Source organism: Streptomyces minutiscleroticus (assembly GCF_014650875.1).
GTDB lineage: Bacteria > Actinomycetota > Actinomycetes > Streptomycetales > Streptomycetaceae > Streptomyces > Streptomyces minutiscleroticus.
This window is the reverse complement of record NZ_BMVU01000003.1, coordinates 27,395-40,596: the sequence shown is the minus strand read 5'-3', so window position 1 is coordinate 40,596 and position 13,202 is coordinate 27,395. Positions and strand designations below refer to the sequence as shown.

The window sequence follows — 13,202 nt, the reverse complement described above, 5'->3', positions numbered from 1 at the left end:
CGTACGGCAGGGAGATCACACTCTTCCACTTCCGGTGGCGCGCCGTGGGCGAAGCCTTCGAAGTCCTGCGGGTGCACACGGTGTTCTGCTAACACCGAGTCACCCGTGAGCGAGGACCGCTCAGGACCGGGAAGGGGGGCGGTCGCGATGGCGGCGGAGCGACAGGTGGGCCGGCTGCCGGCGGAGAGGGGCCGCCTGGTCGGACGGCGGGCGGAGCTGGACGAGGTGGCCCGGCTGTGCGCGCGGTCCCGGCTGGTGACGGTGACCGGGGTGGGCGGGGTCGGCAAGACCCGGCTGGCCCGGCGGGCCGCGGACGAGCTGCGGCCGGGGTTCGCGGACGGGGCGTGGTGGGTGGAGCTGTCCCCGCTGCCCCCGGAGCGGGAGGCGCCGGCGTACACGATCGCCGAGGTGCTGCCGCTGGCCGACCAGAGCACCCGGCCCATGCTGGAGGTGGTGGCCGAGTACCTCGCCGGACGGCGGACGCTGCTGGTGTGGGACACCTGCGAGCACCTCGTCGGGGAGTGCCGGGAGACGGCGACCGCGCTCCTGGCCGCCGCGCCCGGCCTGCACATCCTGGCCACCGGCCGCCGCCCGCTCGGCCTGCCCGCCGAGGAGGTCCTGTGCCTGGACCCGCTGCCGGTCCCCGCCGACGGCGCGGCGGCCGGGGCCGACGACGCGCTCGCGCTGCTGGCCGACCGGGCGGACGCGGCCGTGCCCGGCTTCCCCCGCACCCCGGCCGAACGGACCGAGGCCGTACGGCTGTGCCGCCGTCTGGAGGGGCTGCCCCTCGCCCTGGAGCTGGCCGCGGCGCGGCTGCACGACCTGCCGGTGGCCGAGCTGAACCGGCGCCTGGCCGACCGCTACGCGGTCCTCGGCGACACCGAGGACGAGGACTACGACGCCGACCCGCCCTGGCACCAGGCGCTGCGCACCGCGATCGGCTGGAGCCACCAGCTGTGCACCCCCGCCGAGCGGCTGGCCTGGGCCAGGCTGTCGGTGTTCGCCGGGAGCTTCGACGCCGACGCGGCGGGCCGGGTGCTGGCCGACGAACACCTGCCCGCCCGGGAGGTCCCCCGGCTCCTGGCCGCGCTGGTGCGGGACTCGATCGTGGAGTGGACGCCCACCGGGGCCGGGGAGCGGTACCGGATGCTGGACACCGTCCGCGAGTACGGCGCGCACTGGCTGCACGGCCTCGGCGAGGAGTCCGTGGTGCGCCGCCGCCACCGCGACCACTACCTGCGCCTGGCCGAGGCCGCCGACGCCGCCTGGATCGGACCCGAGCAGACCGCCTGGTACGACCGCACGGTCACCGAGCACGCCAACCTGCGCGCCGCGCTCGACTTCTGCCTCGCCGAGGAGGACGGGCACGGCGCGCTGGAGCTGGGCGGGGCCCTGTGGTTCCTCTGGTCCGCCTGCGGCTTCGCCAAGGAGGGGCGGCGCTATCTGGACCGGTCCCTGGCCCTGGCCGACTTTCCCGGACCGGTCTGGTCCAGGGCCCTGTGGGCCTGCGGCCGCGCCGCCATCGTGCTGGGCGAGGCGGAGACCGGCCTGCGCCTCGCCGGCGTCTTCCGGGAGGCCGTGGCCGAGGAGGCCGACGGGACCGCCGTGTTCGCCGCGGCGTTCCTGGAGGGCTGCGGTCTGACGATGCTCGGCCGGCAGCACCAGGCCGCCGCGGTGCTGGACGCGGTGCCGCGCGCCCGGCCCGGCCCCGGGCGGTACGCCGCGGAGTGGTTCCCGGTGCGGATCGCCCGGGCCTTCGTCCACGTGCACCTCGGGGAGTACGCCGACGCCCTGGCCGTCACCGAGGAGCTGGGCGCCGAGTGCGCCCGGCACGGCGAGACCTGGGCCCGCGCCTACGGCGACTACGTGCACGCCCTCGCCGCGCTGGGACTGGGGCGGGCCGAGGAGGCCGCGGCCCGTGCCCGTACCGCCCTCGACGGCAAACGCCGCCTGCACGACAGCCTCGGCATCGCCCTGGCCGTCGACGTGCTCGCCTCCGCGACCCTCGCCGCCGGGCGCGCGGAACCGGCCGCCCGCCTCCTCGGCCTCGCCGAGCAGATCTGGCACGCCCTCGGCTCCCCCCGGATGGGCTCGCCCGAACTCGTCGCCGCCCGCACCGCGTGCGAGGAGCGGGCTCGCGGCCTCCTCGGGGACGAGGTCTACCGGGCCGCCTTCGCCGCCGGGCACGACACCGACCCCGACACCGGCATCGCCGAAGCCCTCGTCCCGCCCGGCTCCTGACCCGCCCCGGCGGGCCGGTCCGGTCTCAGCGAGGGCTCCGCGCCGGCGCCTGGGCGGCGAGCAGGCCGAGGATCTCGTCCTGATGGGACGTGAGGTAGAAGTGGCCGCCCTTGAAGACGCGGAACTCGAAGGCGGCGTCCGTGTGCCGCGACCAGGCCCGCGCCTCGTCGAGGGTGACCTTGGGGTCGGCGTCGCCGACGAGGCTCCACACGGGGCAGCTCAGCGCGGGGCCCGGCTCGTAGACGTAGGTCTCGGCGGCGCGGTAGTCGGCGCGGATCGCCGGCAGGGCCATGCGGATCAGCTCGACGTCGTCGAGGATCGCCGCGTCCGTCCCGCTCAGCTCCCGCATCTCCGCCACGAGTCCGTCGTCGTCGCGGAGGTGGACGGTCTCGTCGCGCGCGCAGGAGGGAGCCCTGCGGGCGGACGCGAACAGCGCGTGCGGGACGACGCCGTGGTCCCGCTCCAGCCGGCGGGCGACCTCGAAGCCGAGGGTCGCGCCCATGCTGTGCCCGAAGAGGACCAGGGGGAGGTCCGTGTACGGAAGCAGGACCGGCACGACGGCGTCGGCGAGTTCCCCGATGGTGGCGGCGCACGGCTCGTTGCGCCGGTCCTGGCGCCCCGGGTACTGCACGGCCAGCACGTCCACCGACGCGGGCAGGTTCGCCGACACCGGGTGGTAGAAGCTCGCGGAGCCCCCCGCGTGCGGCAGGCACACGAGCCTGATCGCCGCGTCCGGACGGGGGTGGTAGCGGCGGATCCAGAGGCGGTCGTGCTCGGCGGGCGTGCTCATGGGACGGGCGTTCCCTCTCTGACGGCGGGGTCCCGCGCGCGGACGCGGGACGTGCCCCAGCAGTCTGCGGTGCGCGGGAGCGGACGGCCACCCCTATCCGCCCCACCTGCGCGGCCCCCGGCGGTGGCCGCCACCGCGGCCCAGCGGTCCAGCGGCCCCGCGGTCCGCTGCGGGCTCAGGCGTTGAGGTAGGCCAGCACCGCCAGCACACGGCGGTTGCTGTCGCTCGACGGCGGCAGCATCAGCTTGGTGAAGATGTTGGAGATGTGCTTCGCCGCCGCCCCCTCGGTGACGGTGAGCCGCTGCGCGATCGCGGTGTTGGAGCAGCCCTCCGCCATGAGCTCCAGCACCTCGCGCTCGCGCGCGGTGAGCGCGGCCAGCGGCTCGTCACGGGAGTGACTGGTCATCAACTGGGCGACGACGGCGGGATCCATGGCCGTGCCGCCCGCCGCGACCCGGCGCACCGCGTCGATGAACTGCTCGTCGTCCAGGACGCTGTCCTTGAGCAGATAGCCGATGCCGCCGGTGCCGTCGGCCAGCAGCTCGCGGGCGTACATCTGCTCCACGTGCTGGGAGAGGACGAGGATGGGCAGGCCGGGCCGCTTGCGGCGGGCGCCGAGCGCGGCCTGGAGGCCCTCGGTGGTGAAGGTGGGCGGTAACCGCACGTCCACCACGGCCACGTCGGGCCGGTGCTCCTCGATCGCGGCGGCGAGATCCGTGCCGTTGTCGACGGCGGCGACCACCTCGAACTCGTATGCCTCCAGCAGCTGGATGATTCCCTGCCTCAGGAGGAAGAGGTCTTCGGCGAGGACAACGCGCACGGCAACTCCATTGTGATCACGGTCGGGCCGCCCGGGGGACTGTCGATCTCCAGGACGCCGTCAAAGGATGCCAGCCGCCGCCGGATGCCCTCCAGCCCGCTCCCGGCCGACGCCCGTGCGCCGCCGCGCCCGTCGTCGGTGACCCGGGCGCGCAGGGCGCCGTCGGCGTAGTGGGCGACGACCTCGACGCGTTCGGCGTCGGCGTGCTTGAGCGCGTTGGTGAGCAGTTCCGACACCGAGAAGTAGGCGGCCGACTCCACCGGGTCGGGCAGCTTGCCGGGCAGGTCCACGACCACCGTGACGGGCAGCGGGCTGGCCAGGCCGAGGGCGCGCAGGGCGTCGGCGAGGCCGCGTTCGGCCAGGACCGGCGGGTGGATGCCGCGGACCAGGTCGCGCAGTTCGCGCAGGGCCTGCACGGAGGAGGTGCGCGCCTCGCGCAGCAACTGGCGCGCCTCCTCGTCGTCCGGGCCCAGCTTCCGCTCCACCGCGCCGAGTTGGAGGCCGAGGCCGACGAGCCGTGCCTGGGCGCCGTCGTGCAGGTCGCGCTCGATGCGGCGCAGTTCGGCGGCCTGGGTGTCGAGGGCGCCGGAGCGGGTCTCGGACAGGTGCCGCACCCGCGAGGCCAGCTCCGACCGCCGGGTCGGCCCCAGGAGGAAGCGGACGAAGTGGGCGTAGCCCTTGAGCACCGGCGGGCTCAGGAGGACCCAGCCGGCCAGTACGACGAGCGCCAGGGCGGCCGCGGCGAGCGCGGCCGGCCAGCTGTCGACGGTGACGGAGGCGTACCAGCGTCCCTCGCCGTCTTCCGCGAGGGGCCGCCACAGGCCGCCGGCCAGGACCAGCCCCTCCCCCGCGTAGTACAGCAGGGCGGCCGGCGCGAACCCGGCGAGGCCCACGACGGAGTTGAGCAGCAGCCACAGCAGGTCCCGCCAGGTCGCGGGGTCGGCGAGGATCCACTTGCAGCGGCGCATCCAGCCGACGATGTCCCTCTCGATCTCCTCCGGTTCGGGCCGGTAGGGCCGCTCCACGGGGACGCCGGAGCGGGCGGCGGCGCGCCGGGCGAGGTCGCACAGCCGGCGCACCGCCGTGGTCAGGTAGGGCAGCGCCACGAAGCCGATGCCGATCAGGCACAGGATCACGAAGTACGTGGTGGTGAGGAACAGGACCACGGACAGCATGGCCCCGGCGGCGATCGCGGTGCCGACCAGCGTGTCCACGGCGGCGCGGCGGAGTCGGGGACGTAAGGCGGCCGGAACGGTGTTCATGCCGTCATGCTCCCATCCCCGGACGGCGACGGCGGACGGGCCGCCCCCGCCCGGGGACGGCGGGGGCGGCCCGGCGCAGGAGTGGCTCATGCCGCCTTCACCATGTCGACGGCGGGGTTGCGCATGCCGCGCCACGAGGGCAGCAGGGTGGCGCCGAAGACCAGCAGCAGCGACCCGCCCACGATGGCGAGGTAGATGCCGGGGGAACCGGCGGGCAGGTACGAGTCGTTCTTGACGAGGCTGTAGGGGACGATGGTCGTCGCCGAGGCGATCGTGCCGAGGACGGTGGCGACCACGCCGATCAGCGCGCCCTCGGCGGTCAGCATGCCGAGCACCTGGGCGCGGGTCGCGCCGGTGAGCCGCTGCAGGCCGAACTCCGACTGCCGCTTCCTGGTCACCGACACCAGGGTGTTGACGACGGTGATGGCGGCGTAGCCCACGATCATGGCGACGATCGTGTAGTTCGCGGACACCAGGATCTGCTGGATCTGGTTGTTCCGGCCGGCCAGCGAGGAGCTGTCGTCCACTTCCGTGCCCGGTACGCCGGCCGCCAGCTCGGCGAGCCGGTCCTGGACCGCGGCGGCGGCGCCGGACTCGGAGCGGACGAGGATCTGGTGCGGCAGTCCGTCGACGGTGTGCGGGGCGAGGGCCGCCGCGGGCAGCGTCAGGTACTGCTGCTTGGGGTTGTCGGCGTAGAGGGCCACGACCTCCGGCCGTACGGCGGTGCCGTCGCCGAGGTGCATCGGCAGCCGGTCGCCGACCCGCACGCCGTACTCCTCGGCCTTCTTGTCGGACAGGGCCACGGTGTCGCCGCGCAGACCGGTGAGGTCCCCGGCGACGGTACGCAGGTCGAGGGTGCGCCGCACGCCCTCGGCGGAGACGCCGCGCAGGTCGACGTCGGCGCCGTCCACCAGGCCGCGGCTGGTGACGAACTCGGAGGCCCCGGCCACGCCGGGCACGGCCCGGACCCGCTCGACGACGCCGGGGGCGAAGCCGCCGGTGGTGGAGTCCAGGACGTGGTCGGCGAGGATGTTGCGGTCGTACGAGCTGCGCGAGACGTGGTTCTCGGTGGACTGCATGTACAGGGTGCCGGTGGCGATGCCGATGAGCAGCACGATCGGCGCGACGGCGCCCGCCATGCGGACGTTGGCGGTGGCGGCGTTGCGCAGGGCGAGCTGTCCGGAGAGCCCGGAGAGCAGGCGCACCGGCAGCTTCAGGAGCGCCACCATCGCCTTGGTGATGCCGGGGGCGAGCAGCGCCAGGCCGATGCAGAACAGCACGGAGGCGGGTCCGGCGGTGCTGGCGAGGGTCGGGCCGTCCTCCATCACGGTGGCGGTGGCGACGGCCAGGCCGATGCCGTTGGCGAGGAAGAACAGCGCGACCAGCAGGCGCGGCACGCTGAACCAGCGGGTGCCCACGGTGCTCTCGGCCAGCGCGGCGACCGGTTCGGTGCGGGCGGCCCGCCGGCCGGCGAAGCGGGTGGCGCCGGCCGCGGCCAGTACGGTGACCACCGCCCCGACGGCCATCGGGACCCAGCCGGCGTGGTAGACGACCGCCGACGACACGACGCCGCTCCCGGTCAGCACGGAGAACAGCAGCCGGCCGATGGCGTAGCCGAGCGGCAGGGACAGCAGGACGGAGGCGACGGACAGGAAGGCCGTCTCGGTCAGGATCATGCGGCGCAGCTGCCGGGGGGTGGAGCCCACCGCGCGCAGCAGGGCCATCTCCCGGGCGCGCTGCTGGAGCGACAGACCGAGGGTGGAGGCCACGCCGAACATCACGATCAGCACCACCGCCGAGCCGAAGACCGCTGCGAGGATGACGACCGTGCGCTGGCCGGCGAGGGTGCCGGGCAGTTCCGCCAGGCCCCGCCGCTCGCCGGTGAGCACCTCGGCCCGGTCGCCGACCGCGGAGCGGACGGCCTCGGCCACGGCGGCGGTGTCCGCGCCGGGGGCGGGCAGCACGCCGATGGAGTCGATGCGGCCGCCGGCCAGGTCGCGCGCCTCGTCGTCGGTGAAGAACACCGCGGCGCCGGGGTCGCGGCCGCCGCCCGGCTCGGCGACGCCGCTGACCCGGAACTGCCGGGTGACGCCCTGGACGACGACGTCGACCGAGGAGCCCGGGCGGGCCCCGGCGCGCTCGGCGAGGTCCGCGTCGAGGACGATCTCGCCGCCGGCGGCGGGGGATCCACCGGCGGCGAGAGTGTAGGGGGTGAGCCGGGCGCTCGCCCAGCCGTGGCCGTGGGAGTCAGACTCACCGGTCACCGGCTTCCCGTCCTTGAGGACGGTGGCCGGGAAGGACACGTCGCCGACGGCCTTCCCGACGCCCCGGACCGAGGCCACCTCGCCGACCAGGGCGGCGTCGATGCGGTTGCGCTCCGTCAGGGCGGTCCCGTCCCGGGTCTGCTCGCCGGTGACGACGACCGGGGCCTCCCGCAGGCGCTGGGGTTCGGCCGCCATGCGGACACCGGTCTCCATCAGACCGCCGCAGCCGATCACGATCGCCGCGCCGAGGAACATGGCGAGGAAGGTCGCGACGAAACTCGTCCTGCGGAACTTCAGGGTGCGCAGTGCAAGGCGCCACATCAGTGCAGCCCTCCCGCGGCCAGCGGAGCGGTCTCGTCCTGCCAGGCGCCGAGCCGCGTCATACGGGCGGCGACGGCGTCGGCCGTGGGCCGGTGCAGCTCGCCGGCGAAGGCGCCGTCGGCGAGGAAGACCACGCGGTCGGCGTAGGAGGCGGCGACCGGGTCGTGGGTGACCATGACCAGCGTCTGGCGGGCCGTGTCGACCGACTCGCGCAGCAGGGCGAGGACGGCGGAGGCGGTGCGGGTGTCCAGGGCGCCGGTGGGCTCGTCGGCGAAGACGACGGCGGGACGGGTCACCAGGGCGCGGGCGATGGCGACGCGCTGCTGCTGGCCGCCGGAGAGCTGGGACGGCAGGTGGCCGAGCCGCTCGGACAGGCCGACCCGTTGCACCACGTTGCGGATCAGCGCCTTGTCGGGCCGCTGCCCCGCCAGTTGCAGCGGCAGCGTGATGTTCTGCATCACCGTCAGCGCGGGCAGCAGGTTGAAGGACTGGAAGATGAAGCCGATCCGGTCCCGGCGCAACTTGGTCAACTGTGTGTCGTCCAGGCCGGAGAGGTCCTGGCCGCCGACGGTGACGGTGCCGGAGGTGGGCTGGACCAGTCCCGCCGCGCAGTGCAGGAAGGTGCTCTTGCCCGACCCGGACGGGCCCATGACGGCGGTGAAGGTGGCGTCGGCGAAGCTCATGGTGAGCCCGCGGAGGGCGGCCACCTGGCCGTCCCCCCGGCCGTAGGTCTTCGTCACGGCGTCCAGCCGTACCGCCTCCGCCCGGCGGAGGTCGTGAGATGTGTGCACTGCGGGCTCCCCATGAGATACGCGCTTCTTACGCGGTGTCTGCGGACCAGGTTAGGAAGGTCGCGGCTCCGGCACATTGGCACTGCCAGGCCGATGCGAGGTAGAACTTTCTCCACCTCGGCACGGCAGGGACATGGTGGCCGCGAGCGGTTTGCGGGGCGGTATCGGCGATGTTTCCGAGAAGCCGCCGCGCACGGTCTGTCAAGGGTGAGAAACATTCCCTTCGTCCGGCATACGGCACCACCCCGGTAGGCATAGCTGAAGCCACCCCGTGAATTCCTGTCAGTGTCAGTGCCATCACACGCCGCGACCGGTAACGTCGAGGTGTCAGAAGAACCTCCGAGTGATGGGAATTCCTGTGGCCAGGACAGCCGGCCTTCTCAGGGCCGAACGGGAGCACCGGGTGACACGCGGTGTCCGGCACGATCGTCCGCCGGTCCGGCGGATAACGGCAGCACATGTCCCGCCGCAGGTCACACCGGAAGAACACGGAGGTTCGGAGCATGATGCGGCATGACCGGGAGCTGGTCGCGCGGGTACTGCCGGACGGGTACCTGGAGCTGTTCTCCCCGCGTACGGGCAAGCGGCACCGGTGCGGCCCGCGCGGCACGACGATGTGGCTCGCCCTCCAGCGCAGCGATTGGCAACCGACATTGGCCGCGGAGGAAATCGCCGCGCAATTAGGTGTCGATCCGGACAGTATCCGGTGCGATATCGAAGCATGGTCGGCGCATTTCCGTGAGGCCGACGCGTGAAGAAAGCGCGGGGCGCCGGCGGCCCTTCGGCCGCCGCGCCTCGCGGTGCGTCGCTCCGCTGTATGTATTCGCCCGTCTTTTTCGGTCAGTCCGTGGTGACGGCGGTGGTGATCCACTCGTCCACCGCCTCGGCGGTGGCCACCGCGAAATCCTCCAGGATCGTGAAGTGGGTACCGGGCACCTCGGCGAGGTCGTGCTCGCCGGCCCAGGTGGCCCGCCAGTCGTCGGCGCCGGTGGCGAACGACTCGCCGGGCCGCACGAACAGCACCGGCGCGGACAGGGCGCCCGGCAGGCAGTGCTGGATCAGGTCGCTGTACCGGCTCATCGCGGCGAGGCGCGCGGTGCCGAAGCCCCCGAGGGAGGACTCGCGGTCCAGCATGCCGTCGAACATCTGCCGCCACAGCCCGTCCTTGCCGTCGTCGCCGGGCAGATAGGTGTCCAGCAGCACCACACCGGCGGCCGGACGGCCGGCCTTCTCCATGATCTCGGCCGCGGCGTGGGCGAACTGGCCGCCGGAGGAGTACCCGAGGAGCACGTACGGCCGCTCGTCCGGGCAGGCCCGGCGGATGCCCTCGACGACCACCTCGACCACCGCGTCCACCGAGAGGGGCAGCGCCTCGCCGGGGGCGAAGCCGGGCACCGCGGGCACCAGGACGTCGCGGCGGCCCTGGAAGTGCCGGGCGAAGCGGGCGTACTGGTGGGCGCCGCCGAGCGCCATCGGCGAGGGCAGGCAGACCAGCCGCGGCGCGGCGTCGCCCGTGGCCAGCCGCACCGGGTCGGGCACGGTGCCGAGTCCGGCCGCCGAGTCGAAGCCGGGCAGGATGCCGGCGACGTTCCGCAGCAGCTCGATGGCCTGCGCCATCCGCCCCTCGGCCGCGGCGCGCCGCACCAGTCCGCCGACCGACTCGACGTCGTCGTCCCCGCCCGCCGCCGGCGCACCGCCCGCGGCGGGCAGCGCCCCCAGGTGGGCGGCGAGCGCGGCCGGGGTGGGGTGGTCGAAGACGGCGCCGGCGGGCAGGGGGGTGCCCAGCACCCGGCCCAGGGCGCCGCGCAGTTCGGCCGCGGAGACCGAGTCCATGCCGATCTCCAGGAAGCGGGCGTCGGGTTCGATCTCCTCCGGGCCCGCGTGGCCGAGGACCGCGGCGGCCTGGGCCCGCACCACCTCGGTCAGCGCCGCCTCGCGCTCGGCCCTGGGGGCCGCGGCCAGCCGCTCCAGCAGCGGCCCGTCGTCCGCGGGTCCGGGCGGGGCGGCGGCCGACGGGCCGGCGAGCGGGGCCGCGGTGAGGGCCGCGTCCGCGCCCATCCAGTACCGCTCGTGCCGGAACGCGTAGGTGGGCAGCTCGGCGCGGGCCGTGCCGGGGAACAGCGCCGCCCAGTCGGGGGCGAGACCCTCGGTGTACAGCTGGGCGAGGCCGGACAGGAGCGTGGCGGCTTCGCCGCCCTTGCGCCGGCCGAGGGCCACGAAGGCCGTGCCGTCGGGGCCCGCGCACTCGCGGGCGAGGCCGGTCAGGACGGCGTCGGGGCCGAGTTCGACGTAGCGGGTGGTCCCGGAGCCGGCGAGGGCGGCCACGGCGTCGGCGAACCGCACCGTCTCCCTGACGTGGCGCACCCAGTGCTCCGGGTCGCGCAGCTCCTCGCCGGAGGCGGGGCGCCCGGTGAGCGCGGACACCACAGGAATACGCGGCTCGTGGAAGGCCAGCCCCTCGGCCACGGTGCGGAACGCGTCGAGCATGCCGTCCATCAGCGGCGAGTGGAAGGCGTGCGAGACGCTGAGCCGCCTGGTCCTGGCGAAGCCCTTGGCGGCGGCGAGCACCGCGTCCCGCTCCCCCGAGAGGACCACGGAGTCCGGGCCGTTGACCGCGGCGAGTCCGACCCGCTCGTCCAGCAGCGGCCGCACCTCGTCCTCGGCCGCCCGTACGGCGACCATCGCGCCGCCCTCGGGAAGCGCCTGCATGAGCCGGCCGCGGGCGGTGACCAGGGTGCACGCGTCCGCCAGGTCGAGCACGCCCGCCGCATGGGCGGCGGCCAGCTCCCCGATCGAGTGCCCGGCCAGCACGTCCGGCCGGATCCCGAAGGACTCCAGGAGCCGGAACAGCGCCACCTCGAAGGCGAACAGGGCCGCCTGCGCGTACTGGGTGCGGTGCACGGCCTCCGCGTCGTCGCCCGCGAGGACCCCCGCGAGGTCCAGGCCCGTGCGGGCGTCGATCTCGTCGAAGGTCTCGGCGAACACCGGGTAGCGGGCACGCAGTTCGAGCCCCATGCCGAGGCGCTGGGCGCCCTGGCCGGTGAACAGGAACGCCGTACGGCCCCCGGTGCGCGCCCGTCCGGTGACGGCGGTGGGTGCGGGCTCCCCCGCGGCGAGGGCGCGCAGCCCCGCCAGGAGCTGCTCCCGGTCGGCGCCGGTCACGGCGGCCCGGTGCTCGAACACGGCGCGCCGGGTGCCCAGGGCGCGGGCGACGGCGGTGGGCCGCCACTCCGGGCGGTCCGCCAGGAAGGCGTGCAGCCGCTCGGCCTGCGCGGGCAGGGCCCGTGCGGAACGGGCCGACAGGGGCCACACGACCGCGGGGGCGTCCGGTTCCGTGTCCGCCACGGGCTCCTCGTCGGCGGGCGCCTCCTCGACGATCGCGTGGGCGTTGGTGCCGCTGATGCCGAAGGAGGACACGCCGGCCCGGCGCGGGCGCCCGGCCCGCGGCCACTCCTGCTCCTGCGTCAGCAGCCGTACCTGTCCCGCCTCCCAGTCCACCTTGGTCGACGGCTCGTCCACGTGCAGCGTCCGCGGCAGGACCCCGTGCCGCATCGCCATCACCATCTTGATCACACCGGCGACACCCGCGGCGGCCTGGGTGTGGCCGATGTTGGACTTCACCGACCCCAGCCACAGCGGGGTGTCCTCGGGCCGGTCCTGCCCGTACGTCGCCAGCAGCGCCTGCGCCTCGATCGGATCGCCCAGGGTCGTCCCCGTGCCGTGCGCCTCCACCACGTCGACGTCGCCCGCCGCCAGCCGCGCCGCCGCCAGGGCCTGGCGGATCACCCGCTGCTGGGACGGGCCGTTCGGCGCGGTCAGGCCGTTGGAGGCGCCGTCCTGGTTCACCGCCGAGCCCCGCAGCACCGCCAGCACCCGGTGCCCCAGGCGCCGGGCGTCGCTCAGCCGCTCCAGGACCAGCACGCCCAGGCCCTCGGAGAACCCGGTGCCGTCGGCGTCGTCGGCGAAGGCACGGCAGCGGCCGTCCGGGGAGAGCGCGCCCTGCCGGCTGAACTCCACGTAGGTGCCCGGCGAGGCCATCACCGTCACTCCCCCGGCCAGCGCGAGCGTGCACTCGCCCTGGCGCAGGGACTGGGCGGCCAGGTGCAGGGTCACCAGCGACGAGGAGCAGGCGGTGTCGACCGACAGCGTCGGCCCCTCCAGGCCGAGCGTGTAGGCCACGCGGCCGGAGACGATGCTGCCGGAGCCGAAGCTGCCGAAGTAGTCGTGGTACATGACGCCCGCGAACACCCCGGTGCGGCTGCCGCGCAGCGACACCGGGTCGATGCCCGCGTCCTCCAGCGCCTCCCAGGAGCCCTCCAGCAGCAGCCGCTGCTGCGGGTCCATGACGAGGGCCTCGTGGGGCGAGATGCCGAAGAAGGCGGCGTCGAAGTCGCCCGCGTCGTGCAGGAACCCGCCCTCCCCGGTGTAGGAGCGGCCCGGCGTGCCCGGCGTCGGGTCGTACAGGTCCGGGTCCCAGCCCCGGTCGTCGGGGAAGGGGGTGATGCCCTCGCCGCCGTCCGCGACGAGGCGCCACAGGTCCTCGGGCGAGCGGACGCCGCCCGGGTAGCGGCAGGCCATGCCCACGATCGCGACGGGCTCGCGGGCCTCGGCGGTCAGGGCGCGGTTGCGTTCCCGCAGCCGCTCGATCTCCTTCAGCGAGGCGCGCAGCGCCTCCACCATCCTGCTGTCCGGCTTCTCCGGCTCGGCCATGGT

8 protein-coding genes are annotated in these 13,202 nt (G+C 74.8%); 2 read left to right on the top strand and 6 right to left on the bottom strand.

Annotated elements, in window-relative coordinates; translation table 11 throughout:
• The first annotated feature begins 147 nt into the window (after nt 1-147).
• On the top strand, nt 148-2,241 hold the full coding sequence (locus tag IE271_RS05340) for an ATP-binding protein (RefSeq protein ID WP_190189012.1): 2,094 nt from the start codon (nt 148-150) through the stop codon (nt 2,239-2,241).
• 25 nt (nt 2,242-2,266) lie between these two features.
• On the opposite strand, the gene IE271_RS05335 is transcribed toward IE271_RS05340, so the two are convergent.
• From IE271_RS05335 to IE271_RS05315, 5 genes are all read right to left on the bottom strand, one after another.
• Nucleotides 2,267-3,031, bottom strand: a complete 765-nt coding sequence (locus tag IE271_RS05335) for a thioesterase II family protein (RefSeq protein ID WP_190189011.1) — start codon at nt 3,029-3,031, stop codon at nt 2,267-2,269.
• A gap of 175 nt (nt 3,032-3,206) precedes the next feature.
• The gene (locus tag IE271_RS05330) at nt 3,207-3,851 is read right to left on the bottom strand and encodes a response regulator (protein WP_190189010.1); all 645 of its coding nucleotides are present in this window, start codon (nt 3,849-3,851) and stop codon (nt 3,207-3,209) included.
• Entirely contained in the window at nt 3,815-5,113 is a 1,299-nt protein-coding gene (locus IE271_RS05325; RefSeq protein ID WP_190189009.1) for a sensor histidine kinase, read from the bottom strand. Before IE271_RS05325 ends, IE271_RS05330 begins: the two co-directional genes overlap by 37 nt.
• Before the next feature lie 86 nt (nt 5,114-5,199).
• A complete protein-coding gene (locus IE271_RS05320) occupies nt 5,200-7,698 on the bottom strand; it encodes an FtsX-like permease family protein (protein WP_190189008.1) in 2,499 nt (832 codons plus the stop codon).
• Nucleotides 7,698-8,489, bottom strand: a complete 792-nt coding sequence (locus IE271_RS05315; RefSeq protein ID WP_190189007.1) for an ABC transporter ATP-binding protein — start codon at nt 8,487-8,489, stop codon at nt 7,698-7,700. Before IE271_RS05315 ends, IE271_RS05320 begins: the two co-directional genes overlap by 1 nt.
• A 503-nt stretch (nt 8,490-8,992) precedes the next feature.
• On the opposite strand from IE271_RS05315, the gene IE271_RS05310 reads away from it, so the two are divergent.
• Nucleotides 8,993-9,244, top strand: coding sequence for a hypothetical protein (locus tag IE271_RS05310; protein ID WP_229919137.1), 252 nt, complete (start codon nt 8,993-8,995; stop codon nt 9,242-9,244).
• 85 nt (nt 9,245-9,329) lie between these two features.
• On the opposite strand, the gene IE271_RS05305 is transcribed toward IE271_RS05310, so the two are convergent.
• Nucleotides 9,330-13,199 carry a type I polyketide synthase gene (locus tag IE271_RS05305; RefSeq protein WP_190189006.1) on the bottom strand — a complete coding sequence of 1,290 codons (3,870 nt, stop codon included), beginning with the start codon at nt 13,197-13,199 and terminating at the stop codon, nt 9,330-9,332.
• Nucleotides 13,200-13,202: the final 3 nt, after the last annotated feature.